Consider the following 26,399-nt stretch of genomic DNA (forward strand, 5'->3'; position numbering starts at 1 on the left):
GCGATGAAACTGATTGAACAACATCAAATTTTCGGCGGTTCGCAACAAGTTTGGGCACATCATGCCCAAACGCTGCAATGCGAAATGAAATTTGCAGTCTATTTGCCGGATAATCAGGAGAATCGACCACTTGGTGTGATTTATTGGCTTTCCGGCTTGACTTGTACTGAACAAAATTTTATTACCAAATCAGGCTTTCAGCGTTATGCGGCTGAACATCAAGTGATTGTAGTTGCCCCCGATACCAGCCCTCGCGGAGAGCAAGTGCCGAACGATGCTGCTTACGATTTAGGGCAAGGTGCGGGCTTTTATCTGAATGCGACCGAGCAGCCTTGGGCGACGAATTATCAAATGTATGATTATATTTTGAACGAGTTGCCTCGTCTGATTGAGGAAAATTTTCCTACCAACGGCAAATGTTCCATCATGGGGCATTCAATGGGCGGACACGGTGCATTGGTATTAGCATTGCGAAACCAAGAACGTTATCAGAGTGTTTCTGCCTTTTCGCCTATTTTATCGCCAAGTCTCGTGCCTTGGGGAGAGAAAGCCTTTTCTGCTTATTTAGGAAAAGATTGCGAAAAATGGCAGCAATATGATGCCAACTCGCTCATTCAACAAGGCTATAAAGTGCAAGGTATGCGCATTGATCAGGGCTTAGAAGATGAGTTTTTGCCAACACAATTGCGTACCGAAGATTTTATTGAAACCTGTCGTGCGGCAAACCAGCCGATCGATGTGCGCTTCCATAAAGGCTATGACCATAGCTATTACTTCATCGCCAGTTTTATTGGTGAGCATATTGCGTATCATGCGGCATTTTTGAAGTAAGCCAAAGAAGTGATTCGTGAATCGATTAAACGTTGAAGTGAACGTTAATTTTTTCATGTTAATGAATTAAAAAGGCATCGGATTGATGCCTTTTGTTTTTATAAATGATAAAAAAGTGCTATTAAAATCAGATACCTCCTAGAATCAGCATGAAGAGACCTTTACAAAATTTCCTCACTCATTCTACTTAAATATCCCCCCATTCCAATCCAACCCGTTGTTGAGAGGTAAAAAACGAAAAGGTCGTCTGAAAACCTGTTTTCAGACGACCTTTTGTTGTTATCGAGAACTTTGCAAATAGCCCTTTTCACCCCCAACAGTCGAAACCCAAACACAGGTTTTCGGCTGTTTCGTTGCGGATTAAAAAAATAGTCAGGCATACCGCCCTGCTTAGTTTCGCCCTACATATTTTCCCTTGTGCAAAACCCACGCTTGTATATCGGAACTCCCGTATCATAGCAACAAACCGCCCGGCCGCCACCCGCATCCCACCAAGGCAAACAACCGTTGCGTAGCTCAGGGAGCGGTCGGGCAACCCATCGACACAATCGGACAGTTGCCAGACAACACAACCGAATGCAAGGCAGGTTTATGATGAGTACCCAACACAATTACGCAGGTATCGACATCGCCAAACGAAACTTCGTCATCGCCGTTTCGTCTTTGTATAAAACCAAAACCAAAACCAAAACCGAAACCAACAACCCGAAAGGTATCGCCCATACTATCGAGTACCTTAAAAAACACAACGTCGCCCTCGTCGTGATGGAAAGCACCGGCGGTCTCGAAATCCCCGCCGCCAAAGCCATCCACCGCTCAGGTATAGCCGTCATCATCGCCAACCCGCGTCAGACGCATCAGTTTGCCCAATCGCAGTCGCTGACCAAAACCGATGCCAAAGATGCCCAAATGCTCGCCTTCTTCGCACAGATGATGATGCAGAAAGAAGATTGGCAAACCATGCTCTACCACCCGCCCACCGAAGCGGAAGAAGTGTTGGAAGCATTGGTCAACCGCCGCAACCAACTGGTGGATATGCGGACTGCCGAGAAAAACCGTCTGCATCAGGTTCATGAAACGCAAGTCGAAAGCGTCAAACAACTGATTGCCCATTTTGACCGGCTGATTGACGAATTGGACAAACAAATCGACGACCACACCCACACGCATTTTGACGGCAAAGCCCAAGTGGCAGAGCAAATCAAAGGTATCGGTTCGATAACGACGGCTACGCTGATGGCGATGCTGCCCGAATTGGGACGGCTGTCGCACAAACGACTGGCGAGTTTGGTCGGTATTGCCCCACACCCGAGGGAGAGCGGGGAAACCAAATTCAAAAGCCGCTGCTTCGGAGGAAGGTCTGCGGTGCGTAAGGCGCTGTATATGGCTACCGTGGTAGCGACACGTTTCGAACCGCTTATTCGGGATTTCTATCAGCGCCTGCTGTCCAAGGGTAAGCCGTATAAGGTTGCCGTTACGGCATGTATGCGCAAACTGTTGACGATATTGAATGCCCGTATGCGTGATTATTTTACCGAAAACGGTACCACCGAAAATGGTATCCAAACGGCTTGATTTGAGTTTTGGTATTTTTGCCCGACGGGGTGAAAAATACAGTTGCTACGCTACCAATACAACAGGTTTGTTTGATTAATTTTTGACGGTTGATGGCAACTGATTCGTCAAAAACCAAAGAAGCCGGCGATATGCCTTATCCGCAAAAAAAGCAGCCCGTTTCAGGCTGCTTTTTGCGTTATGGGATATAGCGTATCAATCTTATACCACTTCGGCTTTGGTGATGACGACAGGTTCGGTCGGTACGTCGTCGTGGTAGCCGTGGCGTTTGGTGGCGACGCCTTCGATGGCATCGACTACATCAAAACCATCGACCACTTTGCCGAATACGGCGTAGCCCCAATCTTGGACGACGGTTTTGCCGTACAGCTCTTTAGAACGGAAGTTCAGGAAGGCGTTGTCGGCGGTGTTGATGAAGAATTGCGCGCTGGCAGAATGCGGGTCGGAAGTGCGCGCCATGGCGATGGTGTATTTTTCGTTGGGCAGGCCGTTGGACGCTTCGTTATGAATCGGTTCGCGTGTTTCTTTTTCGTTCATGTTTTCGTCCATGCCGCCGCCTTGAATCATGAAGCCTTTGATGACGCGGTGGAAGATTACGCCGTCGTAGAAGCCGTCTTTGACATATTGCTCGAAGTTTTTGGCGGTAACGGGGGCTTTGTCGAAATCGAGTTCGATTTTGATGTCGCCTTTGTTGGTGTGCAGGATGATCATGGGTTTCCTTTCGTTAAGAATCTTTTTAGAAATGGTGCTGGGCGGAAAAACTTCAAGGTCGTCTGAAAAATATTCTTTCAGACGACCTTGTGGTTATGGTTTTAAGGGTTTACGGCATCAGGACAAAGTAAGCCCACAGTGAAACCAACAAAATACAGAGGATGTTCAGCAGCAAGCCGACGTTCATCATTTCTCTTTGCTTAATCAAGCCTGTACCGAACACAATCGCGTTAGGCGGCGTGGCAACCGGCAGCATGAAGGCACAAGATGCGCCGATGCCGATGACGAATACCAAGACTTGTTCGGGCAACCCCATTTGCGTGGCGATGCTGGCGAAAATGGGCACGAGCAGCGCGGCGGAGGCGGTGTTACTGGTGAACTCGGTCAGGAAGATGATGAAGGCGGCAACCACGAAAATCACCAGCAATGCGGGCGAATGGGAGAAGGTAGAGGCGACCTGTTGACCCAATGCTTCGGACGCGCCGGAAGATTGCAGCAGCGCGCTCAAGCTGATACCGCCGCCGAAGAGCATCAATACACCCCAGTCGGTATTGCGGGCGACTTCTTTCCATTGCGCCACGCCAAATACGACGACGGAGACAGCGGCAATCAAGGCGATGACAGTATCGGGATTGGAAATGCCGAACGCTTCTTTGATTTTGGAGCTGAATACCCAAGCCACGGCAGCAGCCAAGAAAATCAACAGCGCGATCACGCGGTGCAGCGTCCACGGGATAGATTCGGCTTTGACTTCGACGCGCTCATTCAGATTAGGCTTGAGGATGACGTACATGGAGAACAGCATCAGCGGCAGAATGAACAGCAGCATGGGCAAGCCGAGTTTCATCCAGCCGACGAAGTCCAGATTCAGCGCTTTGGCGGCAATCATGTTAGGCGGCGAACCCACCACAGTACCCAAACCGCCGATACTGGCGCAGTAGGCAATGCCGAGCAGGACGAAAACGTAGGTTTTGCGTTCTTTTTCTTGGTCGAGGTGGCTCATCATACCCATTGCCAAAGGCAGCATCATGGCGGCGGTGGCGGTATTACTGATCCACATGGACAGGAAGGCGGTAACGATAAACAACATTAACACCGCGACTTTCATATTGCCGCGCGACAGGCGCAGAAGGCTGACGGCGATTTTGCGGTCGAGACGCTGCATATGCAGGGCGGTGGCAAGCGCGAAGCCGCCGAAGAAGATGTAAATCGTCGGATCGGCAAAGCCTGCCATCGCTTTTTTGATGTCCATATCGGGGAAGCCGAGTACGACGGCGAGAATCGGCACCATCAATGCAGTTACCGTGATGTGGACGGCTTCGGTGAACCAAAGCGCGGCAACGAAGATCAACAGCGCGATGCCTTTGTTGGCATCGGTGCCGTAGGGCAGGATGTGGTAAATGCCGAAACAGACGACGGCGGAGATGATGGTGGTCAGCAGACCTTTAAAGTCGGTAATCGGCTTTTGCGCGCTGAGTAACTCGACATTCTCAGGATGCTGGGTTTTGTCCTTTGCATGTAAGTCCATGAAGTATTCCTCTGAAACATAACGCGAAATCGTTAAAACCGCTGATGCCTAGGCTCATCGCCTGACATTGCTTTTTTATTGATTCCACTGAATCGGTTTTTCTTGTTTCCCGCGTCGGGACGTTCGCAGGCTTTGGATTTCGAGCAAACAAAGCCATACAGTATGGCGACGAGTATATTTGTAATCGCGTGTAGTGTAAATATAATGTTAACAATCGGGTGCGGTTTTTTACGAAAACGGATTGATGGGAAATGAAAATATCTTTTGATTTTCAGACGACCCGGCTTTCAACGAGGTCGTCTGAAAACCTTAATTCATACCGTTATCGTGATATGATGCCGCATCCTCAACCGGCGTCATGACGTCAATGAAAAAAATATTCAAAATCCTCCTGAAAGCCCTGTTGGCGTTTATCATCGCCGCTATCCTTTACTTTGCCGCCGCCTACATTCTCGGTAAAATTCCACAGGACGGCACTGCCTCCGACAGCGACGTAACCCTTTATCTGCACAGCAACGGCGTACACGCCGACGTCGTCATGCCGCTTTCAGACGACCTTTTTGACTGGACCAGCATCATCAACCCTGCCGACAGTCCCGCAGGGCAAGGCGATGCCCTCATCCGCTACGTCGGCATAGGCTGGGGCGAGCGCAATTTCTATTTGAACACGCCGCAGTGGTCGGATTTGACCGCCTCTACGGCAGTACAGGCGTTAAGCGGAATCAACAGCACGCTGATTCACGCCGTCTACTACCGCGAGCCGCCACGCGAAGGCGAAAATACCGTCAAATTCACCGTCAGCCGCGAACAATACCGCCGCCTGAGTGCCAACCTGATGCGTCATTTCAAATTGAAAGCGGGCAAAGCCATCCCCGTCGCCGGCGCGCATTACAGCGCTGACGACGCATTCTATGAAGCAGAAGGGCGTTACCATCTTTTCAATACGTGCAACAGCTGGCTCAACCGCCGTCTGACCGAAAGCGGCATCAACGGCGTCGTTTGGACACCGTTCCCCGATCCGCTGCTCGACAGCCATCGTACCAATACAGCAGAAAACCCATGAAAACCCTGACCATCCGCCATCTCACGCTCGGCAGCGGGCAGCCGAAAATCGCCGTTCCCTTAGTTGCCAAAGACGAAGCAGCCTTATCCGCCGCCCTGAAAAACCTCGAACACGCCTGTTTCGATATTATCGAGTTCAGAGCCGACTATTTCGTCCAAGCAGGCAATCCCGAATACCTGATCGCCCAAGCCGCAGCCGTACGCCGCGCGTTTCCCGAAACCCCGCTGCTGTTTACCTTCAGGCGCGCGGAGGAAGGCGGCGAATATCCTTGCAGCAAAGCGTATTATTTCGAGTTGCTCGATAAAGCCGCCGCTTCAGGCATTATCGACATCATAGACATCGAACTTTCCGCCGGTGAAAACGAAGTCCGCCAAGCCGTCGCCACTGCCAAAGCGCACAACACCGCCGTCCTGATGAGCAACCACGATTTCCATCAAACCCCTGCCAAATCCGACATCACAGGTCGTCTGAAAAAAATGGAAGAGGCAGGCGCAGACATCTGCAAAATCGCCGTGATGCCCCAAAGTCCCGCCGATGTCCTGACGCTTTTGGAAGCCACTTGGGAAACCCGTCAAACCGCAAGCTGTCCGATTGTTACCATTTCTATGGGCAAGCTCGGACTCGTCAGCCGCATCGCAGGCTCAACCTTCGGCTCCGCCATCACATTCGGCACGGCAGGAACCGCCTCCGCTCCCGGTCAACTTGATTCCGCCAACCTGAAAAACATTTTGGATGTTTTGGAAAACGGTAACACCGCCGGATAACAATAAATATAAAAAGACAAAAGGTCGTCTGAAACAGCGTTCAGACGACCTCGTTTTCTTTGTTTCAGCAATTTGGCTGGCAAATCTCCTGAGCGACGGATTGGTTTCGGACGACCTTTACAACGGATTGGCTTATAACAATCCAAATAAACCGTACCCGCTCCGCTACCCTGCCCTACCCAACATCAAACCAAACAAAACGTCGTCTGAAAACAGGCATAGCGTATTTCGCAAAACCGTTTTCAGACGACGTTTTCTCCGAATCCATCTTTTTATCTTCGCTCCTGCCTGCGTATCAGCCACACCGCGAGCAGGGCGAAGGCTATGGTGGGCAGTGCGCCGGCGAGGAAGGGCGGGACGCCGTAGAGTTGGCTGGTAAACCCGAAGAGCCGTCCGGCGAAGTGGAACAGCAAGCCGAGGCAGATGCCGCCGAAGAGCTTCAAGCCCATATTGCCGTGGCGGGTGGTTTGCGGGGTGAAGGCGAAGGCGACGAGTGCCATGACCCAGGCGGCGACGGGGTAAACCAATTTGCGCCACCAGGCGATGGCGTAGATCTGGGTGTTTTGGTTGTTGTTTTCGAGGTGGCTGATGTAGGTGGTCAGTTCGCCGACGGACATTTGGTCGGGTTTGACGAGCAATACGTCCATCAGGTTGCGCTTGACGGCGATCGGCCAGTTTTCTTCGGTGGCGGTCGAGACTTCGACTTTGTCTTCGCTAAGCGTGCTGCGGCGGATGTTTTTCAACTGCCAACTGCCGTCGTTGTTTAAAACGGCGGATTCGGCTTCCGTTGCCTGCGTCAGCTCGTTTTTGTCGTTGCGCACCCAAATTTTAATGCCCAGCAGGGTATGGTCGGGCAGCATTTCGCGCACGTTGATGATGCTGTTTTTTTCTTTGAGCCAAAGGCCGGTATTGCCGGTGCTGATTTTGCCGTTGATGGCGGCGGATTTGATGTTTTCGGCTTTTTGGCTGAGGACGGGGGCAATCCATTCGCCGAGCGCGGCGGTGGCGATGGCGAAAATCAGTCCGAACTGCGACAGGATCAGCAGCAGTTTTTTGGTGCTCATGCCGCTTGCTTTGATGACGGTCAGTTCGCTGCCGGCGGCAAGTTGGCTGAGGGAGACGAGTCCGCCGATGAGGACGGCGAGGGGCATGAGTTCGTAGGCGCGCGCGGGCATCTGCATGAGGACGTATTGCGCCATGGTTGCGCCGTTATAGCTGCCTTTGCCCAAGTCGCCGACTTCGTTGATGATCTCGAAAAAGCTGTACAGGGCGAGGAAGGCCAGGAGGGCGTAAACCGCCATAACCGCCATTTGGCGGATGATGTAACGTGAAATCAGGTTCATTTTCCTCCTTTCAATGTCAGACTTTTGCCAACCGCCCGCCAGAAGGGCTGGCTGGGCATACTGCGTACGCGCAGGAGTACGACGGCGATGGCGAACATGATGATGTGCATGGGCAGCAGTCCGAGCCAGAAATGGATTTTGCCATCTTCCACGGCATTGCGCAGGAAGGTCAGTCCGTTTTGGTAAATCAGGAAAAGCCCGATGGCGACGAGGATGTTGTAGGTGTGGCCGCTGCGCGGGTTGAAATAGGAAAGCGGCACGGCAAGCAGGCAGAGCAGGAGGACGCTGACGGTCAGCGAGATACGCCACATCAATTCTGCCTGATGTTGCGGGTTGCTGCTGCCGATAAGTTGGGATGTCGGGATGGTGCGGCGGTGGGAAACGGGGTCGATGAGCTTGGGCGTGGTGCTGATAATCAGGCTGAGGTTTTGGAAGGAAACACGGTTGTAGTCGGCTTTGCCGGGCGTGCCGCTGTAACGGTAGCCGTTGCGCAGGTCGAGCGTGCGCTTGTTGTCGTTCAGGGAGAAATTGCCTTCTTTGGCGAAGATTATGTTGTCGTTGCCGTTTTTGTCCTGTTCGCGCAGGAACAGGTTTTTCATGATGCCGGATTCGGTGTCAAAGGTTTCGACGAAGTAAACCCTGCCGTTGCGCTTGCCCAGGCTGTTGAACTCGCCTGCTTCCACCATCGACAATTCTTGTTTCTGCTTGAGGATTTCGGCGTATTCGCGGCTGCGCAGTTCCGCCCACGGCATCACCCAAAGCTGCATGACGGCAATCAGGATGGCAAACGGCACGGCAAACTGCATGACGGGGCGTATCCACTGTTTCAATGCCAATCCGCAGGAGAGCCAGACCGACATTTCGCTGTCGCGCCAGTAGCGGGTCAACACGGTCAGCGTGCTGATGAAAGCGGTCAGCACCAGCAAAAGCGGCGTCATGCCGATGACCCAGAAGCCGACCAATGCCAACACGGCATCGATGGCGACGCGCCCGTCGGCGGCGCGACCGAGCAGGTTGATTGCCTGAGTGGAGACCAACACCGCCAAGAGGACGACGAAAATGCCGACGGCGGTAAAAGAGAGTTCTTTGATGAAGTTTCTTTGATAAATCATAGAATCGCGGCTAGGAGCGGTAGCGGTTCGGCGCAGGCGGATTGTCTGCGCAAGGTTTCAGACGACCTCTCAAATGGAGTACAATCTTTCCAACCGTTTTCAGACGACCCCTTAATGCAAAGGGTCGTCTGAAACTACCCGAAACCATCTCAATCAGGAGAATAAACGTGGAATTTAGCACAAAAGCCGGAACCTTGCAGCCGCAACAGGCAGGCGCTCAGTTATTTGTCTGCACTGAAACCGCGCAATTAAACCACCCGACCGCCCTTGCCCTTTTGTCTTCGCTTGAAGAAGGTCAAACTTTTGCCGACACCAAAATCCCGACGGACAACGGTTTGCAGGCAGTCGCCGTCGTCCGCCTCGACAAAACCGACCGCGCCGCGCTGAACAAGGCCGCTGCCGAAGCCGCCAAATGGGCGCAAAATCAGGAAACGGTCAATGCGGACATCCATGCCTTCGATGAAGCGCAAGCCGCCGCCGTTGCCGAAGCCTTCGCCATCGCGTTCGGCAACGCCGCCTACCGTTTCGACCGCTACAAAAAAGAAGCCAAGCCCGCCAAATTCGCACGAGCCGTATTCCACACCGCACACGAAGCCGCCGTCAAAGAAGCCCTGCGCGTCGCCGAAGCGCAGGTTTACGGACAAAGCCTTTGCCGCGATTTGGGCAATGCCGCGCCCAACGAATGCACGCCCGAATTTTTAGCGCGCACCGCCAAAGCCGAAGCCGAAAAACTGGGCGCACACGCCAAAATCATCGAAAAAGACTACATCAAAGAAAACATGGGTTCCTTCTGGTCGGTCGCCAAAGGCAGCGTGGAAGACCCCTATCTGATTGAATTGAGCTACTTCGGCGCGGCGGACAAAGAAGCCGCCCCCGTCGTCTTGGTCGGCAAAGGCATCACCTTCGACACCGGCGGCATCTCCCTCAAACCCGGTCTGAACATGGATGAAATGAAATTTGACATGTGCGGCGCGGCAACCGTCATCAGCACCTTCTGCGCCGCCGTCAAACTGCAACTGCCGATCAACCTCGTCGCCGTCGTCGCCACCTGCGAAAACATGCCTTCCGGCGCGGCAAACAAACCGGGCGATGTCGTGAAAAGCATGAAAGGCCTGACGATTGAAGTGTTGAACACCGATGCCGAAGGTCGTCTGATTTTGTGCGACGCGCTTACTTACGCCGAGCAATTCAAACCCAAAGCCGTCATCGACGTCGCCACCCTGACCGGCGCGTGCATCATCGCCTTGGGGCATGACGTCAGCGGCGTGATGGGCAACAATCAGGATTTGGTCGACAGCCTGCTTGCCGCGTCCCGCAACGTGGACGACAAAGCATGGCAACTGCCGCTCTTTGAAACCTATAAAGACCAGCTCAAATCCAACTTCGCCGACATCCCCAACATCGGCACCCCTGGCGCAGGCACGATTACCGCCGCCACCTTCCTGTCTTACTTCACCGAAGACTATCCGTGGGCGCACCTCGACATCGCGGGTACGGCATGGAAATCCGGCAGCGAAAAAGGCGCGACCGGCCGCCCCGTTCCCCTGTTGCTGAACTATCTGCGCAACGTGAAATAAGCCTTGACGCCTGCGGGGCAAGCAACCGACCCCGCAGGTCGTCTGAAAACGGGACTGTATCAACTAATGCAGGCTGTTCGAAAACATATCGGGTTTGGTAACCCCATTATGCAGCGTTGTTGTTCATCGTCCAGCAGTCGGTAATCTTACCGTCTTTGATTTTCAGAAAATCCGTACCGACTTTGACGGCAGTTTGGTTACCGAGCGTAGCGGTTACACGCCAATATGCAGAAATTGTGTCGCCGTCGCGGAACGGACCGAGTACGATTTCATAATGCAAATCTGCTTTAGCACGAATGGTAGCTATCCAAGCCTTTGCACTGGCTATGTCAGTTACGGGTGCGGGTGGTGGAGTGGAATCAGCGGTCAGATGTGCTTTGAAGTTGTTTGACAGCAGTTCATCAGCAATGTTTAGATTGCCATTCCACATCTGTGTCCATGCAGTATAGATTTTTTGTGTTTCGGTCATGTTTTTGTCTCTTAACGATGTCGGGTAAAAAGGAAAATCCTGTGCTGAAAAGCTGGGAAATGATGCTATGCAATCTTACCTGTCGTCAATATTGATACAAACGCTACCTGAATGCAGCCTGCGCTTTATCTGCCCACCAAAAAACAAACGGAGAACCATGATGAAACCGCTATTTGCCGCATTGTCCGTCGCCTTTCTGCTCGGCACGAGCGTCAGCGTTCACGCCGCGGAACAGGCTAAACCTACCGACCGCAGCGTCCAAGTGTACAAAAAAGCCGATTTGGCGGAGTGGAACCGCGAAAACGCAGCCGGAGGCAAAGGCCCGCTGCTCGGCCGCTTCGCCTTCAACCGCCACCAGACCGCCGCTCAAGACGCGTTCAGAGAAATCGGCTGGCTGACCCTGCCGCCGGGCGCATCCATCGGCGAACACAAACACACCGACAACGAAGACGTTTACATCATCGTATCGGGCAAAGGCGTGTTCACCGACAGCACGGGCAAACAGACCCAAGTCGGCGCCGGCGACATTACCATTGCCCGCCCCGGCCAGTCCCATGCGTTGAAGAACATCGGTAAAGAGCCGTTGGTCTTCCTTGACTTGATTGCCGAAACCGCCGCCGCCCAAGCTGCCAAATAGCAGTCATCAAATCGACAAGGTCGTCTGAAAACCAATCTTGGGTTTCAGACGACCTTTTTTGTTGTTTAGGCAACATGATTCGTTCCAAGCAAACGAGGGGATGGCGTGCTGCCGCTGTTTCCGTCTTTTTTATCATTTTCAAGATATTGGGTTTCAGACGACCTTTGGTCTTCGCTGTTTGTATGGGTTTTGGTTTGGCTGTTTTGCCGCACCAAATGCGATTCGCTTCTTGAATTCTTGTCATATTAATGATGTGATGTTATATAATAACAATCTATTTGAAATATGACGGGAAACCCAAAATGACACAAGCCACGCTTAAACCTATTGTTTTATCTATTCTTTTAATCAGTTCCCCCATTCTCGCCCAAGCGCATGAAACCGAGCAGACGGTGGACTTGGAAACGGTCAACGTCGTCGGCAAAAACCGTCCGCGTGCCACTTCGGGGCTGCTGCACGCATCGACTGCCTCCGACAAAATCATCAGCGGCGATACTTTGCGGCAAAAAGCCGTCAATCTCGGCGACGCGCTCAACGGCGTGCCGGGCGTCCATGCTTCGCAATACGGCGGCGGCGCGTCCGCGCCTGTGATACGCGGGCAGACGGGCAGGCGGATTAAAGTGTTGAACCATCACGGCGAAACGGGCGACATGGCGGATTTCTCGCCCGACCATGCCCTGATGGTGGACACCGCCTTGTCGCAACAGGTCGAAATCCTACGCGGGCCGGTAACGCTGTTGTACAGCTCGGGCAATGTGGCGGGGTTGGTGGATGTTGCCGACGGAAAAATCCCCGAAAAAATGCCTGAAAACGGCGTATCGGGCGAACTGGGGCTGCGTTTGAGCAGCGGCAATTTGGAAAAACTCACGTCCGGCGGCATCAATGTCGGACTGGGCAAAAACTTCGTGTTGCACACGGAAGGGCTGTACCGCAAGTCGGGCGACTACGCCGTACCGCGTTACCACAAAGAAGAGGGTCGTCTGAAACGCTTGCCCGACAGCCATGCCGATTCGCAAACAGGCAGCATCGGGCTGTCTTGGGTGGGCGAGAAAGGCTTTATCGGCGCGGCGTACAGCGACCGTCGCGACCGCTACGGACTGCCTGCGCACAGCCATCTCTACGACGACTGCCACGCCGACATCATCTGGCAGAAGAGCCTGATCAACAAACGCTATTTGCAGCTTTATCCGCACCTGTTGACCGAAGAAGACATCGATTACGACAATCCGGGCTTGAGCTGCGGCTTCCACGACGACGATAATGCACACGCACATACCCACAGCGGCAGACCGTGGATAGACCTGCGCAACAAACGCTACGAAATCCGCGCCGAATGGAAGCAGCCGCTCCCCGGTTTCGAAGCCTTGCGCGTGCATCTGAACCGCAACGACTACCGCCACGATGAAAAAGCGGGCGACGCGGTGGAAAACTTCTTTAAAAACAAAACGCAAAACGCCCGCATCGAATTGCGCCACCTGCCCATAGGTCGTCTGAAAGGCAGTTGGGGCGTGCAATACCTGACCCAAAAATCCAGCGCGCTTTCCGCCATTCCCGAAACCGTCCAACAACCGATGCTGATCGACAACGATGTGCATCATTACAGCTTTTTCGGCGTAGAACAGGCAAATTGGGACAACTTCTCGCTTGAAGGCGGCGTGCGCGTGGAAAAACAAAAAGCCGCCATTCAGTACGACAAAGCCTTGATTGATCGGGAAAATTACTACAATCAACCCCTGCCCGACCTCGGCGCGCACCGCCAAACCGCCCACTCGTTCGCGCTTTCCGGCAACTGGTATTTCTCGCCATACCACAAACTCAGCCTGACCGCTTCCCATCAAGAACGCCTGCCGTCAACGCAAGAGCTGTACGCACACGGCAAACACGTCGCCACCAATACCTTTGAAGTCGGCAACAAACACCTCAACAAAGAGCGTTCCAACAACATCGAACTTGCGCTGGGCTACGAAGGCGACCGCTGGCAATACAATCTGGCACTCTACCGCAACCGCTTCGGCAACTACATCTACGCCCAAACCTTAAACGACGGACGGGGCCCCAAATCCATCGAAGACGACAGCGAAATGAAGCTCGTGCGCTATAACCAATCCGGCGCCGACTTCTACGGCGCGGAAGGAGAAATCTACTTCAAGCCCACACCGCGCTACCGCATTGGACTTTCCGGCGACTACGTCAGAGGTCGTCTGAAAAACCTTCCGTCGCTGCCCGGCAGGGAAGACGCCTACGGCAACCGCCCACTTATTGCCCAAGCCGACCAAAACGCCCCGCGCGTTCCCGCCGCACGGCTCGGCTTCCACCTGAATGCCGCGCTGACCGACCGCATCGATGCCCATCTTGACTACTACCGCGTGTTTGCCCAAAACAAACTCGCCCGCTACGAAACGCGCACGCCCGGACACCATATGCTCAACCTCGGCGCAAACTACCGCCGCCGTACCGGTTACGGCGAGTGGAATTGGTATGTCAAAGCAGACAACCTGTTCAACCAATCCGTTTACGCCCACAGCAGCTTCCTGTCCGACACCCCGCAAATGGGACGCAGCTTCACCGGCGGCGTGAACTTTAAGTTTTAAGGGGCGATAAACAAGAGAAAAGGTTTTCAGACGACCTCTGAAAACCTTTTCTATTCATTCCTTCATGTCATCCCAATCATTTGACTTCCGTCAAAGGAAATTGTTTTCATCCGTCTGATTTCACTATTAATCCAGCCTTTCCGCGCTCGTCATAAACCTTTGTAAACCAAATCATCCGACAGGTATCCGATATTCCTCCCCCCCTTCGTCCCAAACATCCCCCTACCCTACCATCTTCCATACATAAAATTTTTTTCTAAATAATATATACAGTTACCCCAAACACACCCACCACCCTAGATTTTAAAAAATTCCACATAAAACAATACGGTTACTCCTCTCCAAACTCTGTTCACAAGTAGTTTCTTAAAGTATGATAAGCCTGTCTCCGGCCAGCGTTCCCGCCGGAATCAGGCTTCCAAACAAATCCAACCTCAACTCGGAGTAAACATCATGTTGACCCAGACCCAACAGGTCGATTTGACCCTGCATCATCTCAAAGAGCGCGCCTTGGCAGAATACAGCCCCCAGCAGCGTGCGACCGTCGAAGCTTCCGAAGACTGGAAACAGTTTGACAGACGTTTGAACGAGCATTTTCCCAAGCTGATGCACGAGCTGGACAACGTTTACAACGACAACGAAGCCGTCCTGCCCATGCTGGAACAACTGATTGCACAAGCATGGCAAAGCTATTCCCAACGCGACAAGTCTCTGAAAGCCATCGATGCCGCGCGTGAGAATGACCCCGATTGGATTTTGTCCAATAAACAAGTCGGCGGCGTGTGTTATGTCGATTTGTTCGCGGGCGATTTGAAAGGCTTGAAAGCCAAAATCCCTTATTTTCAAGAGCTGGGGCTGACCTATCTGCACATGATGCCCCTGTTTAAATGCCCTGAAGGCAAAAGCGATGGCGGCTATGCAGTCAGCAGCTACCGCGACGTCAATCCGGCTTTGGGTACGATAGACGATTTGCGCGATGTCATTGCCGCGCTGCACAAAGCGGGCATTTCCGCCGTCGTCGATTTCATCTTCAACCACACGTCCAACGAACACGAATGGGCAAAAGGCTGCGCCTCCGGCAATCCGCTTTTCGATAATTTCTACTATATTTTCCCCGACCGCTGGATGCCCGACCAATACGACCGTACCCTGCGCGAAATCTTCCCCGATCAGCATCCGGGCGGATTCTCGCAACTGGAAGACGGACGCTGGGTATGGACGACGTTCAATTCCTTCCAATGGGATTTGAATTACAGCAATCCTTGGGTATTCCGCGCCATGGCGGGCGAAATGATGTTCCTCGCCAATTTGGGCGTCGACATCCTGCGCATGGACGCCGTTGCCTTCATTTGGAAACAGATGGGTACAAGCTGCGAAAACCTGCCGCAAGCCCATGCCTTAATCCGCGCGTTCAACGCCGTCATGCGCATCGCCGCACCTGCCGTGTTCTTCAAATCCGAAGCCATCGTCCATCCCGACCAAGTCGTCCAATACATCGGTCAAGACGAATGCCAAATCGGCTACAACCCGCTGCAAATGGCATTGCTGTGGAACACCCTTGCCACCCGCGAAGTCAACCTGCTCCACCAAGCCCTCTCCTACCGCCACAACCTGCCCGACCATACCGCATGGGTCAACTACGTCCGCAGCCATGACGACATCGGCTGGACGTTTGCCGACGAAGACGCATCGCAATTCGGCATCCACGGCTACGACCACCGCCAATTCCTCAACCGCTTCTTCGTCAACCATTTCGACGGCAGCTTCGCGCGCGGCGTCCCCTTCCAATACAACCCCAATACCGGCGACTGCCGCGTCAGCGGTACTGCCGCCGCCCTGGCAGGTTTGGCACAACACGACCCCCTCGCCGTTGACCGCATCAAACTCTTGTACAGCATCGCCCTGAGTACCGGCGGTCTGCCGCTGATTTATCTCGGCGATGAAGTCGGTACGCTCAACGACGACGACTGGTCGAACGACCGCAACAAGAGCGACGACAGCCGCTGGGCGCACCGTCCGCGTTACAACGCCGAGTTGTACGAACAACGCCACGACCCGTCAACCGCGGCAGGACAAATCTATCAAGGCCTGCGCCACATGATAGACATCCGCCAAAACAACCCGCGTTTGAACGGCGGCCGTCTGGTTACCTTCAACACCAACAACAAACACATCATCGGCTACATCCGCAACAACGCGCTTTTGGCGTTCGGCAACTTCAGCGAACACGCTCAAACCATCAGCGCGCACACCCTGCAAGCCATGCCCGCCCGCGCCAAAGACCTCATCAGCGGCGAAACCGTGGCATTGAATCAGGATTTGGTGCTGCGCCCCTACCAAGTGATGTGGCTCGAAATCGCCTGATGATTGAAGTGGCTTAAAAACGCAAAGGTCGTCTGAAACCGGTATTTCCCGTTTCAGACGACCTTTTTAAATAAAATATACGGCATCAAACCTGCCCAAGCGATGATACTTCACCCCCAACATCCGCATACCATGCGCCTCCCCATACATAGCTTAAAAATAAATTTCATTAATTACAACAAGTTGAAAAATTATTAATCAAATTTATCCATCAAGTATTGAAATTATTCGACTTTCTGCTTTAAACTTCGACGCATATATATTCAATATCCAGCGAAATACCGTCATGCAAACCGCTAAGCATTCAAACGCATTCTTCTATTGGTACCACACAAACGTGCGGTACTTTTTTGCGCTTGTCTGAAACAGACGGAAATAAACAGCAAAACAAGAGCCGCCCTGATTGAGCGGCTTTTTTTATATCCTTCATGGCCGCCAATCCCAATAAACGATGCGAACAGTTGCAAATAAAGGAAAAGCCATGAACCTCTCTGCAAATATCCAAAGACGTCCACAACCCCTCCACCGCTGCCATATGATTGTTGACGGCAACAGCCACAACACATTTTCAGACGACCCCGTTCCCCAAACTTCTGGCCTTATCAGCGAGGCCTTGATTCCGCAAATCCGCTTCCTCGCTACATTGATTGCAGCCGAACGCCACGACTTCAATTGCAACAGTCCCGCCGTGTTTACGGAAGAAGCCGACTTCTTCGCCGCACGCATCCTTATTTTAGGCGTTCGCCGCTTCCATCTCGACATCACCCTGATGCCCATGCTCAAAACCGCCAATCAGCGCGCACAAACATTTGCCAAACACCATCACCTCCCCTTCTCCCCCGCTGAAATGCACATGAGCCTGCATGCCCGCCGCCCCGACAAACTGCTTATTATGGAAACCGAACACGAAGTGAAACCTCAAGGAAATATTGTTGCCGACAGTCTTGCTTTTGCAGCCAAACTACCGAAACTCCCATTGTAAAAAAGAGCAACCTTGCTTGATAAATCCCCAAAACACACCATATGGCAGGCAGGCCACGAGCTTAGAACCACGCCGCCGACTTACATAAGACGGCATTAATGACAACCGACCAAGGAAACACACAACAATGAAAAAAATTATCGCCTTAGCCGCGCTCTCCGCTTTCGCCCTTGCCGCCTGCAAAGACAATACGCAAGCACAGCTTGAACAGCAGCAAAAACAAATCGAAGCCCTGCAACAACAATTGGCACAGCAAAACGGCCAGCAGGACAATACCGTTTACCAACTCACTCCCGAAGCCGTACAAGACACCATCCCTGCCGAAGCGCAAGCTAACGGCAACAACGGTCAACCCGTTACCGGCAAAGACGGACAACAATATATTTACGACCAATCCACAGGAAGCTGGCTGCTTCAAAGCCTGATCGGTACAGCCGCAGGCGCGTTTATCGGTAACGCGCTGGCAAACAAATTCACCCGTGCGAACAATCAAAACAGCCCGATTGCGCAGCGCGCACGTTCCCATTACTACCAATCGGCCCGTCCCAACGGCCGTACCAGCCAACAACTGAATACCCGCAGCATCCCTGCACAGCAGGCTCAACAACAACCCCGCTACCGTCAAACCACCCAACAACCTTCCAACTACCGCCGCCCGATGGGTCGCGGATTTGGTCGTCGCCGTTAATTCGGCAACAATGACAAAAGGTCGTCTGAAAATATTTTCAGACGACCTTTTTATTTCAAGCCAACCATTCCGGCTGACAGATTCCGTATCTCAATCTTTTTTATGTTCGATGTAAGCCTGCTGCTTCGTATCTGAATCTTCACCTGTTACCGTATATTCGCCCTCAATCACATCATCATCTTGTGCTTTAGTTGAAAACGGCCGTTGCCCGAACATATTCCCATCCATCTCCGCTTGTACGACCGGGCGGCCTTTAAACGGCAGCAACAGCAATAATGCCAATCCCGTCGAAATAAAGCCCGGACTCATCAGGCATACCGCTGCCACAGCATAACGTATCGGCCACAGCATTTGATAAAGCGAAACCTTTCCTCCGCTCCGTATCGTCGCACCTGCCAGTAAAATGCCGGACAGACCCGTATTGCGCAGCATAAATACGCCGGACACGAAACTGATGACCATCAACAGCAACGCCACGCTGCCGCCAAGCCAGTCGGCAACCCAGACAATCGACATGATTTCCAAAAAAATCAAAACCAAAAAACCGATACCGAAAAATTGCATAATTACTGTTCCTTAATCTCTAAGCCGAAGCGATTCTGACCAATCCGTATTTATATTCGAAGCCATAGCGGATACTAACATAAAGATAAAATCCCTGCTTTCAAGCAAGGAAAATGTGAAAAACGGTAAGTATTTCCCACCTTTTCAAACCCAAGCCGATAGATATATCGATAAGATGTTTATTATCCAAATGTTTATCCGAATCCCGGCGACTTCCCCGACAAAATCCGTGCATCCCTCCGAAAATTCCTCTATAATGCCTGCTCATTCGGAATGTAGCGCAGCCCGGTAGCGCACTTCGTTCGGGACGAAGGGGTCGGAGGTTCGAATCCTCTCATTCCGACCAAATATCAAAACCTGCTTTGATTTCGTGATCAAAGCAGGTTTTTTCCATATCATAGATTCGAGTATGGACACTGCCATTTTAATAGGTAGAAAATGACAGTGGATTGCCGGTGTATCCATCTATATCCCCTGTTTTGTTTTCAGACGACCTTTTTCTTTATGGTTTTCCCCTGAAAAATGCAAAATTCCTAGATATTTTCACTATACTGCTTTTTGATATTCAGTTAAGAACCGTTAATCCGTTCGCGTATAATTTCAAGTTTTCTCAATAAGGCAGATGGTGTTTTATGTCTTCCAACCAACCCCGTCAAACTTGGTCCAACCGTTTGACTTATATCCTTACCGTTGCCGGCGCGACTGTCGGTTTCGGCGCGACGTGGCGTTTCCCGTATTTGGTCGGTGAAAACGGCGGCGGCGCGTATGTGTTTTTATTCTGTATCGCCATGTTTGTTATCGGTATTCCGATGATTTTGGTGGAAAACGTCATCGGACGGCGCAAAGGTGTGAACGCGCTGGATGCGTTCGGCGGCTCGATGAACGGCAAACCTGTCGCCAAAATTTGGAAACTGGTCGGCTGGATGGGTTTGCTCGGCGCGTTCGGCATTATGGCTTATTACATGGTGCTTGGCGGTTGGGTGATCAGCTATATCGTTAATATTATTGGCGGAAATCTGGATATTTCCAGCCCGGTCAGCGGCGAACTAACGAAAAGCTTCTTTACCGAACACATCGAAAACAGCCCTTGGGAAATCGCGTTTTATACGCTGCTGTTTGTGGCGGTAAACCAATGGATTTTGGTCAAAGGCGTCATTGGCGGTATTGAAAAAGCGGCGAAATACCTGATGCCGCTGCTGTTTTTGTTCCTGATTGCCATGGTCGTGCGCAACGTTACCCTGCCGGGCGCGATGGAAGGGATTACTTTCTATCTGAAGCCTGACTTCAGCAAGATTACCGCCGAACTGTTCGTCTTCGTTTTGGGGCAAGTATTTTTCGCCCTGAGCTTGGGTTTCGGCGTGATGATTACCTTGTCCAGCTATCTGGATAAAAACGAAAATCTGGTTCAAACCGCAGTTATCACGGCAATTACCAATACCATCATCGCCGTACTGGCGGGCTTTATGATTTTCCCGTCGCTCTTCAGCTTCGGCGTTGCCCCTAATTCCGGTCCGACTTTGGTGTTCCAAAGTTTGCCGATTGTGTTCTCGAATATGTGGGCAGGACCTGTATTCGCCGTGATTTTCTTCTCGCTGCTCCTGATTGCCGCGCTGACAACTTCACTGACCATTTATGAAGTGTTGATTACAACGATTCAGGAGAAAACCAAAATCCGTCGTACAGCCGCGATTACGATTGTATTGGCTGCCATCTTCATTTTCGGCAACATCCCGTCCATTTTGAGCTATGGCCCGTGGAAAGACGTTTCCGTGTTCGGCAAAAATATTTTCGATGCCTTTGACTACATCAGCGGCAACATCTTGTTTATGCTGACCGCGCTCGGCTCCGCGCTGTTTGTCGGTTTCGTTATGAAGGACGAAGCGAAGGACGAATTGCTTTATAAAGGCAACCATACGACGGTCAATATTTGGTTTGCCTATGTGAAATACCTTGTGCCGTTGGTGATTTTGCTGATTTTCGTCAGCAACCTGTTCTAAAGTCTAATTAGGACAACAAGGTCGTCTGAAAACCTTTTCAGACGACCTTGTTTTATCAGAAACGGTAAATACGGTATAATTTGAACCAACACACATTACACCCGACGGATTGATTCCCCGTCGGTTTTCCCTTTTCAGACGACCTATACCGAATATCAAAAATCCATCCATGACCGCAAAATCCTCTAAAACCGCATCAAAGTCGAAAGCCAAAACAAACGCCAAACCGACTACACGCCGTCAAAGCCAAGCCAAGACGCAGACCGAGCCGAACAAGGTTTCCGAGCGTTTGAAGGCTGCCAAAGCGCTGCAAAAGAATGAAGAAAAAAAAGCGCGCCCCGAGCATGTCGTCAATCTGATTAACGACGCGCTGTGGCTCTTCGGGCTGATGGTGACGGTCTTCATCGCCATTTCCCTCGCCAGCTTCAAAATGACCGACCCCGCATGGTCGCGCAGCGTGCCGAAATCGGATGACATCGCCAATTTCGGCGGGCTGTTTGGCGCGTATGTTTCCGATGTCGGCTATTATCTTTTTGGACTGTCGTTTTGGTGGTGGATCGCCGCTTCGTGCGTTTTCCTCTATAAAAATTTCCGCCCGCTGCAAAAGCGCGAAAACTACAAATCGTACAACCACGGCGTTGCCGCGCTGGCTTTGTTCCTGCTTTTGGTGTGCAGCCCGATTCTCGAATATTTCACCCTTCAAAATACTTTGGACGAAACCCTGCCTGTCGGTGCGGGCGGTTTGGTCGGCGCTTTGGCAGGTTCAGGCTTGGCTTGGCTGTTGGGTAAATCCGGCAGCCTGCTGATTATGTGCGTCATGCTGCTGCTTTCCGTTTCCTTGCTGGCGCAAGTGTCTTGGCTGGAAGTCATGGCAAAAACTGGACGCAATACCGAAAGCCTGTTTTCGGGCATTTGGGGTCGTCTGAAAAAGGCATTGGGCAGACGCAAGGACGACGGCTCGACAGCCGAAGCCTTGGAAACGGAAAACACCCGCCGCATGGTGAAAGAAGCCAAAAACATCACCGCTACGCCAGTTACACCGCTTGCAGGCAGCACCAGCAACCGCAAATCTGTCGCGGTCTCCGTCGCGCCGCCGCCCAAAATTCAGGCTTCTTTGTTTGAAGACAACGAGCCGCAACAGACAGGCGAATACCACAAACCCGGCATGAACCTGCTGCGCCTGCCCAACGGCGAACCCGTCAGCATCAATCCTGCCGAATTAGAGCGCACTGCCGAATTGATTGAATCTAAGTTGGCAGAATTCGGCATCGGCGTGCAAGTCGTGTCCGCCACTTCCGGCCCTGTGATTACGCGTTATGAAATCGAACCCGCGCAAGGCATAAAAGGCAGCCAAATCGTTGCCCTGTCTAAAGATTTGGCGCGATCTATGTCGCTGCAATCCGTGCGCATCGTGGAAACCATCGCGGGCAAAAACACCATGGGCATCGAGTTGCCCAACGAAAAACGCCAAGACGTGATGTTGAGCGAAATCTTGTCTTCGCCCGTGTTTACCGAAGCCAAATCCAAGCTGACCGTCGCGCTGGGTAAAGACATCTCCGGTACGCCCGTCGTCGGCGACTTGGCAAAAATGCCGCACCTTTTGGTCGCCGGTATGACCGGTTCGGGTAAATCCGTCGGTGTGAACGGCATGATTATGTCCATGCTTTTCAAAGCCACGCCCGACGAAGTCCGCTTCATCATGATTGACCCGAAAATGCTCGAATTGAGCATTTACGACGGCATTCCGCACCTGCTTTGCCCGGTCGTTACCGATATGCGCGAAGCAGGGCAGGCGTTGAACTGGTGTGTCGCCGAAATGGAAAAACGCTACCGCCTGCTTTCCCACGCCGGCGTGCGCAACTTGGAAGGCTTCAACCAAAAAGTCGAAGCCGCCAAAGCATCGGGCAAACCCATGCCAAACCCGTTCAGCCTGAATCCGGACGACCCCGAGCCGTTGGAAAAACTGCCGATGATTGTGGTCGTTATCGACGAGTTGGCAGACCTGATGATGACCGAACGCAAAGCCGTCGAACAACAAATTGCCCGCCTCGCCCAAAAAGCGCGCGCCGCCGGTATCCATATGATTGTCGCGACCCAACGACCGAGCGTCGATGTCGTCACCGGCTTGATTAAAGCGAATATCCCGACACGTATGGCGTTTACTGTGCAAAGCAAAATCGACAGCCGTACCATCCTCGACCAAATGGGCGCGGACGAACTGCTGAAATACGGCGATTCCCTGTTCCTGCAACCGGGCAGCGCCGAGCCGACCCGCCTGCAAGGCGCATTCGTTTCAGACGACGAGGTGCATCAAGTCGTCAACTACGTCAAATCGCAAGCCCCCGCCGACTATGTCGAAGGTTTGCTCAGCGGTGAAGCCGCACTGGAAACCACCAACATCGTCAATCCGAATGCAGGCAGCGACGAATTGTTCGACCAAGCCGTTGCCTACATTTTGGAAAGCAAAAAAACTTCCATCTCCTCCCTGCAACGCCAGTTGCGCATCGGCTACAACCGTGCCGCCAACCTGATGGAAGCGCTCGAAAACGCCGGTGTCGTTTCTCCCGCCGACATCAACGGCAGCCGCAGGATTCTGGCGCAAAAAGACCAGTTGTAATCTCAATAATTACCAAAGGTCGTCTGAAAACCGAAATATTGGTTTTCAGACGACCTTTTTATCAAACATGAGTAAACTGTAGGAGCACGTCGCGTTGTTTACACCACAGGTTGAGAAAAATAAGCCTGCAAGACCTCAAACGGCGTATCGCCGTTCAAACTGCGGTGCGGCTTCACAGTGTTATAGAAATTAACAAAGCGGCACAACTCCTTTCGCCGGTGTTCCGGACTGTCAAACGACTGTTTCTTATGCCACATCTCCATCAGGGTGCGGATAACCCGTTCCGCCTTACCGTTGGTCTGCGGACGGGCAACCCGGGTAAACTTTTGACCAATCCCGTTCTCGTAACAGGCTACACCGAAAGCATGGTTGGCCGAGCCTTTGTATTCCGTACCGTTGTCGGAGTAAACGCACTCAATCAGGTATGGGCAGGGATCAATCAGATGTTCGGCCAGAAACTTGGCGGCACTGTCTGCGGTTTTGTCCGGCAAAATGGCGGCGTATAGCTCCCTTGAAAAATCGTCGATAGCGATAAACAGGTAATCCCGCTTATCGGTGGCTTTCTGCCCTTTGAGCAGCGGCAGCCGTTTGGTATCGAGATGTACCGGCTCTCCGGGGTAGGATTTATTGTAGCGTTTGGCCTGCTTTTTGAGTTTTTCCTGAATGCCGCGTTCTACCTTGGCCAGGCGTTTCATTCCGTACTTTGCCTGTTTGAAACGGTTGTTGGTACTGGTTTGGGGTTTGAGCAGTCTGCCTCTTGCGGCTTTAAGGGCGCGGTAAATGGTGACGCGGCTGACTTGGTAGCGGCGTGCCAGGGAGGTGACGCTCTCTTTCCCCTGCGTGTAGGCCAGCCAAATGGCTTGGCGGTGGTGCGAGGTGAGACGGGTGTTTTTGTGCATGTTCATGTTTCAGTATTCTCCTGGAAATACTGTAAACAACGCTACTAGTTTCTACAAGTAAACCTACCGTTCACCCGTAAGAAATGATTCTCATCCTTTCCTATGTTAAGATAAACGCCTTTACAACCTGATACAAAGGACAAGAATCATGAAAAAAATCATCTTCGCCGCACTCGCAGCAGCCATCGGTACTGCCTCCGCCGCCACCTACAAAGTGGACGAATACCATGCCAACGCCCGTTTCGCCATCGACCACTTCAACACCAGCACCAACGTCGGCGGTTTCTACGGTCTGACCGGCTCCGTCGATTTCGATCAAGCCAAACGTCAAGGCAAAATCGACATTACCATTCCCGTTGCCAACCTGCAAAGCGGTTCGCAACACTTTACCGACCACCTGAAATCTGCCGACATCTTCGATGCCGCCAAATATCCGAACATCCGCTTCGTTTCCACCAAATTCAACTTCAACGGCAAAAAACTGCTCTCCGTTGACGGCAACCTGACCATGCACGGCAAAACCGCCCCCGTCAAACTCAAAGCCGAAAAATTCAACTGCTACCAAAGCCCGATGGCGAAAACCGAAGTCTGCGGCGGCGACTTCAGCACCACCATCGACCGCACCAAATGGGGCGTGAACTATCTGGTTGATGCAGGCATGACCAAAACCGTCCGCATCGACATCCAACTCGAAGCTGCCAAACAATAAGCCGCGGCGCAACACAAAAGGTCGTCTGAAACGAAGCTTGCTGTATCCGTTTTCAGACGACCTTAAAATATTTCACAACGCCTTTTAGAGATTTCACATAAAATCCGCGATAATAACGTTTAATTTTCACACTACGAGAAACACTCCAATGAACAAAACCCTCAAACTCACTTTCGCCGCTCTCGCGCTTGCCGCAGCCTTCAACGCCCAAGCCGAGACACGCGCTGTCATCGAAACCAATATGGGCAATATCAACCTGTCGCTCGACGAAACCAAAGCGCCGAAAACCGTCGCCAACTTCGTCAGCTACGCCCGCAAAGGCTTTTACGACAACACCGTCTTCCACCGCGTTATCGACGGCTTTATGATTCAAGGCGGCGGCTTTACCCCGGACCTTACCCAAAAAACCACAGATAAAGCTGTTATCAACGAAGCGGACAACGGCTTAAAAAACACTGTCGGCACCATCGCCATGGCACGCACCGGCGATCCTAATTCCGCCACCAGCCAGTTCTTCATCAACACTGCCGACAATACATTCCTCAACTTCAAAAACAAAACCCCGCAAGGCTACGGCTATGCCGTCTTCGGCAAAGTAACCTCGGGCATGGATGTTGTACGCCAAATCAGCAAAACCCCGACTGAAACACGCGGCTTCCATCAAAACGTCCCAGTCAAACCCATTATTATCAAACGTATAACCGTCACCCAATAAATATCGCGAATCCAAATAAAAAGGTCGTCTGAAAAATCGAAATAACGGACTCCGATTTTCAGACGACCTTTTTTGTCTTAAATGGCTACGCCATAAAAATCAACTCAATGACTTACAACGATTTCAAGCGGTTCCAAAACGCCCTGACCTGACCGCTATATAAATCAGCGGACGTACAATACGCAATTTCCAAACCACATTGACCTTGCGTCCCATATTTTTTAATACATTGGTTCAACGCAGTCTGATGGACGCTTTTGAAACGCGGAGAAGTGATGGCAACCACATTTTCCGCCGTGAGGCCGCCTTGCGCTTTCGGATAAGCAAGCGCGATACAGGTATTGTGAAGCGGAATAACCGACTTACACCCCGTCGCCTGCCCCTGCTGCACGCCCGAAAGTGTATCTTGTGCGCGGCAAAAAGCCTCCAATTCGGCATTTGCTTCCAGTTGCGAAGCATTTTCTTTGGTTGTTTTGAGCTGTACGGCACTGCCGCCATCCGCAGGATTCTGCCACATGACCAAGTAGCCATAAGTATCCGCCGCCCCCGCAGTACCTGCACATACGGCAAGAAGCAATGCAATAACTGTTTTTTTCATATTCATCCCTGATTACTTTATTTACATCGGCTGTTGTCATTATAAAACAAAAGAACGGCATGATA

22 protein-coding genes and 1 tRNA gene are annotated in these 26,399 nt (G+C 52.0%); 15 read left to right on the forward strand and 8 right to left on the reverse strand.

Translation table 11 applies throughout. From position 1 onward, the window contains the following. Window positions 1-3: 3 nt before the first annotated feature. Together fghA and J7445_RS05540 are read left to right on the forward strand one after the other, a co-directional pair. Window positions 4-831, forward strand: a complete 828-nt coding sequence (gene fghA, locus J7445_RS05535) for an S-formylglutathione hydrolase (protein ID WP_003743063.1) — start codon at window positions 4-6, stop codon at window positions 829-831. A gap of 576 nt (window positions 832-1,407) precedes the next feature. Continuing rightward, a complete protein-coding gene (locus J7445_RS05540; protein ID WP_425326073.1) occupies window positions 1,408-2,406 on the forward strand; it encodes an IS110 family RNA-guided transposase in 999 nt (332 codons plus the stop codon). 201 nt (window positions 2,407-2,607) lie between these two features. Here J7445_RS05540 and J7445_RS05545 read toward each other — a convergent pair whose 3' ends face one another. Beyond that, complete coding sequence (locus tag J7445_RS05545; protein ID WP_209283291.1) at window positions 2,608-3,117, reverse strand: peptidylprolyl isomerase; 510 nt, start codon at window positions 3,115-3,117, stop codon at window positions 2,608-2,610. A 109-nt stretch (window positions 3,118-3,226) separates the two neighbouring features. Continuing rightward, a complete protein-coding gene (locus J7445_RS05550) occupies window positions 3,227-4,645 on the reverse strand; it encodes an SLC13 family permease (protein ID WP_209283292.1) in 1,419 nt (472 codons plus the stop codon). 367 nt (window positions 4,646-5,012) lie between these two features. On the opposite strand from J7445_RS05550, the gene J7445_RS05555 reads away from it, so the two are divergent. Together J7445_RS05555 and aroD are read left to right on the forward strand one after the other, a co-directional pair. Further along, the gene (locus tag J7445_RS05555) at window positions 5,013-5,708 is read left to right on the forward strand and encodes a TIGR02117 family protein (RefSeq protein ID WP_209283293.1); all 696 of its coding nucleotides are present in this window, start codon (window positions 5,013-5,015) and stop codon (window positions 5,706-5,708) included. Beyond that, a complete protein-coding gene (gene aroD, locus J7445_RS05560) occupies window positions 5,705-6,472 on the forward strand; it encodes a type I 3-dehydroquinate dehydratase (RefSeq protein WP_209283294.1) in 768 nt (255 codons plus the stop codon). The genes J7445_RS05555 and aroD overlap by 4 nt, the downstream gene beginning before the upstream one ends. 272 nt (window positions 6,473-6,744) lie before the next feature. On the opposite strand, the gene lptG is transcribed toward aroD, so the two are convergent. After that, on the reverse strand, window positions 6,745-7,815 hold the full coding sequence (gene lptG / locus J7445_RS05565) for an LPS export ABC transporter permease LptG (protein WP_049227124.1): 1,071 nt from the start codon (window positions 7,813-7,815) through the stop codon (window positions 6,745-6,747). Continuing rightward, a complete protein-coding gene (gene lptF / locus J7445_RS05570) occupies window positions 7,812-8,927 on the reverse strand; it encodes an LPS export ABC transporter permease LptF (protein ID WP_070496785.1) in 1,116 nt (371 codons plus the stop codon). Before lptF ends, lptG begins: the two co-directional genes overlap by 4 nt. Window positions 8,928-9,094: 167 nt before the next feature. On the opposite strand from lptF, the gene J7445_RS05575 reads away from it, so the two are divergent. Next, complete coding sequence (locus tag J7445_RS05575; RefSeq protein ID WP_209283295.1) at window positions 9,095-10,504, forward strand: leucyl aminopeptidase; 1,410 nt, start codon at window positions 9,095-9,097, stop codon at window positions 10,502-10,504. Window positions 10,505-10,610: 106 nt separating this feature from the next. Here J7445_RS05575 and J7445_RS05580 read toward each other — a convergent pair whose 3' ends face one another. After that, window positions 10,611-10,973, reverse strand: a complete 363-nt coding sequence (locus J7445_RS05580; protein ID WP_045074377.1) for a nuclear transport factor 2 family protein — start codon at window positions 10,971-10,973, stop codon at window positions 10,611-10,613. 160 nt (window positions 10,974-11,133) lie between these two features. On the opposite strand from J7445_RS05580, the gene J7445_RS05585 reads away from it, so the two are divergent. The 5 genes from J7445_RS05585 to J7445_RS05605 all read left to right on the forward strand — a co-directional run bounded on the left by J7445_RS05585 (window position 11,134) and on the right by J7445_RS05605 (window position 18,235). After that, window positions 11,134-11,610, forward strand: a complete 477-nt coding sequence (locus tag J7445_RS05585) for a cupin domain-containing protein (RefSeq protein WP_209283356.1) — start codon at window positions 11,134-11,136, stop codon at window positions 11,608-11,610. Between the two features lie 302 nt (window positions 11,611-11,912). Continuing rightward, window positions 11,913-14,201, forward strand: coding sequence for a TonB-dependent zinc receptor ZnuD (znuD, locus tag J7445_RS05590; RefSeq protein WP_209283296.1), 2,289 nt, complete (start codon window positions 11,913-11,915; stop codon window positions 14,199-14,201). A 453-nt stretch (window positions 14,202-14,654) separates the two neighbouring features. Further along, entirely contained in the window at window positions 14,655-16,565 is a 1,911-nt protein-coding gene (locus J7445_RS05595; RefSeq protein ID WP_209283297.1) for an alpha-amylase family protein, read from the forward strand. Window positions 16,566-17,046: 481 nt separating this feature from the next. Continuing rightward, entirely contained in the window at window positions 17,047-17,547 is a 501-nt protein-coding gene (locus J7445_RS05600) for a hypothetical protein (RefSeq protein ID WP_209283298.1), read from the forward strand. 127 nt (window positions 17,548-17,674) lie between these two features. After that, window positions 17,675-18,235: a hypothetical protein gene (locus tag J7445_RS05605; RefSeq protein WP_019270136.1), complete on the forward strand. Its 561-nt coding sequence runs from the start codon at window positions 17,675-17,677 to the stop codon at window positions 18,233-18,235. A gap of 90 nt (window positions 18,236-18,325) precedes the next feature. On the opposite strand, the gene J7445_RS05610 is transcribed toward J7445_RS05605, so the two are convergent. Then, on the reverse strand, window positions 18,326-18,799 hold the full coding sequence (locus J7445_RS05610; protein ID WP_019270135.1) for an FxsA family protein: 474 nt from the start codon (window positions 18,797-18,799) through the stop codon (window positions 18,326-18,328). Window positions 18,800-19,068: 269 nt separating this feature from the next. On the opposite strand from J7445_RS05610, the gene J7445_RS05615 reads away from it, so the two are divergent. The 3 genes from J7445_RS05615 to J7445_RS05625 all read left to right on the forward strand — a co-directional run bounded on the left by J7445_RS05615 (window position 19,069) and on the right by J7445_RS05625 (window position 23,413). Further along, window positions 19,069-19,145, forward strand: a tRNA-Pro gene (locus tag J7445_RS05615). A gap of 286 nt (window positions 19,146-19,431) precedes the next feature. Beyond that, window positions 19,432-20,796 carry a sodium-dependent transporter gene (locus J7445_RS05620; protein WP_203026506.1) on the forward strand — a complete coding sequence of 455 codons (1,365 nt, stop codon included), beginning with the start codon at window positions 19,432-19,434 and terminating at the stop codon, window positions 20,794-20,796. Between the two features lie 169 nt (window positions 20,797-20,965). Then, a complete protein-coding gene (locus J7445_RS05625) occupies window positions 20,966-23,413 on the forward strand; it encodes a DNA translocase FtsK (RefSeq protein ID WP_209283299.1) in 2,448 nt (815 codons plus the stop codon). Window positions 23,414-23,511: 98 nt separating this feature from the next. Here the strand turns inward: J7445_RS05625 and J7445_RS05630 are convergent, their stop codons facing one another. Further along, the gene (locus J7445_RS05630; protein ID WP_209283300.1) at window positions 23,512-24,318 is read right to left on the reverse strand and encodes an integrase core domain-containing protein; all 807 of its coding nucleotides are present in this window, start codon (window positions 24,316-24,318) and stop codon (window positions 23,512-23,514) included. A gap of 142 nt (window positions 24,319-24,460) precedes the next feature. On the opposite strand from J7445_RS05630, the gene J7445_RS05635 reads away from it, so the two are divergent. Continuing rightward, window positions 24,461-25,021 carry a YceI family protein gene (locus tag J7445_RS05635; RefSeq protein WP_209283301.1) on the forward strand — a complete coding sequence of 187 codons (561 nt, stop codon included), beginning with the start codon at window positions 24,461-24,463 and terminating at the stop codon, window positions 25,019-25,021. Between the two features lie 148 nt (window positions 25,022-25,169). Beyond that, window positions 25,170-25,736 carry a peptidylprolyl isomerase gene (locus J7445_RS05640; protein ID WP_019270206.1) on the forward strand — a complete coding sequence of 189 codons (567 nt, stop codon included), beginning with the start codon at window positions 25,170-25,172 and terminating at the stop codon, window positions 25,734-25,736. A gap of 112 nt (window positions 25,737-25,848) precedes the next feature. Here the strand turns inward: J7445_RS05640 and J7445_RS05645 are convergent, their stop codons facing one another. Next, window positions 25,849-26,334, reverse strand: a complete 486-nt coding sequence (locus J7445_RS05645; RefSeq protein WP_039855981.1) for a DUF4189 domain-containing protein — start codon at window positions 26,332-26,334, stop codon at window positions 25,849-25,851. Window positions 26,335-26,399: the final 65 nt, after the last annotated feature.

The sequence above is a fragment of the Neisseria sicca genome, assembly GCF_017753665.1.
GTDB lineage: Bacteria > Pseudomonadota > Gammaproteobacteria > Burkholderiales > Neisseriaceae > Neisseria > Neisseria flava.

Bases quoted from the DNA above. Each gene is read 5' to 3' on its own strand.
- J7445_RS05585 (WP_209283356.1), top strand. From the start codon at position 11,134: ATGAAACCGCTATTTGCCGCATTGTCCGTCGCCTTTCTGCTCGGCACG.
- lptF (WP_070496785.1), bottom strand. From the start codon at position 8,927: ATGATTTATCAAAGAAACTTCATCAAAGAACTCTCTTTTACCGCCGTC.
- J7445_RS05635 (WP_209283301.1), top strand. From the start codon at position 24,461: ATGAAAAAAATCATCTTCGCCGCACTCGCAGCAGCCATCGGTACTGCC.
- J7445_RS05610 (WP_019270135.1), bottom strand. From the start codon at position 18,799: ATGCAATTTTTCGGTATCGGTTTTTTGGTTTTGATTTTTTTGGAAATC.
- J7445_RS05580 (WP_045074377.1), bottom strand. From the start codon at position 10,973: ATGACCGAAACACAAAAAATCTATACTGCATGGACACAGATGTGGAAT.
- J7445_RS05620 (WP_203026506.1), top strand. From the start codon at position 19,432: ATGTCTTCCAACCAACCCCGTCAAACTTGGTCCAACCGTTTGACTTAT.
- J7445_RS05605 (WP_019270136.1), top strand. From the start codon at position 17,675: ATGAAAAAAATTATCGCCTTAGCCGCGCTCTCCGCTTTCGCCCTTGCC.
- J7445_RS05625 (WP_209283299.1), top strand. From the start codon at position 20,966: ATGACCGCAAAATCCTCTAAAACCGCATCAAAGTCGAAAGCCAAAACA.
- J7445_RS05545 (WP_209283291.1), bottom strand. From the start codon at position 3,117: ATGATCATCCTGCACACCAACAAAGGCGACATCAAAATCGAACTCGAT.
- fghA (WP_003743063.1), top strand. From the start codon at position 4: ATGAAACTGATTGAACAACATCAAATTTTCGGCGGTTCGCAACAAGTT.
- J7445_RS05630 (WP_209283300.1), bottom strand. From the start codon at position 24,318: ATGAACATGCACAAAAACACCCGTCTCACCTCGCACCACCGCCAAGCC.
- J7445_RS05645 (WP_039855981.1), bottom strand. From the start codon at position 26,334: ATGAAAAAAACAGTTATTGCATTGCTTCTTGCCGTATGTGCAGGTACT.
- J7445_RS05550 (WP_209283292.1), bottom strand. From the start codon at position 4,645: ATGGACTTACATGCAAAGGACAAAACCCAGCATCCTGAGAATGTCGAG.
- J7445_RS05600 (WP_209283298.1), top strand. From the start codon at position 17,047: ATGAACCTCTCTGCAAATATCCAAAGACGTCCACAACCCCTCCACCGC.
- znuD (WP_209283296.1), top strand. From the start codon at position 11,913: ATGACACAAGCCACGCTTAAACCTATTGTTTTATCTATTCTTTTAATC.
- J7445_RS05540 (WP_425326073.1), top strand. From the start codon at position 1,408: ATGCAAGGCAGGTTTATGATGAGTACCCAACACAATTACGCAGGTATC.
- J7445_RS05555 (WP_209283293.1), top strand. From the start codon at position 5,013: ATGAAAAAAATATTCAAAATCCTCCTGAAAGCCCTGTTGGCGTTTATC.
- J7445_RS05595 (WP_209283297.1), top strand. From the start codon at position 14,655: ATGTTGACCCAGACCCAACAGGTCGATTTGACCCTGCATCATCTCAAA.
- J7445_RS05640 (WP_019270206.1), top strand. From the start codon at position 25,170: ATGAACAAAACCCTCAAACTCACTTTCGCCGCTCTCGCGCTTGCCGCA.
- lptG (WP_049227124.1), bottom strand. From the start codon at position 7,815: ATGAACCTGATTTCACGTTACATCATCCGCCAAATGGCGGTTATGGCG.
- aroD (WP_209283294.1), top strand. From the start codon at position 5,705: ATGAAAACCCTGACCATCCGCCATCTCACGCTCGGCAGCGGGCAGCCG.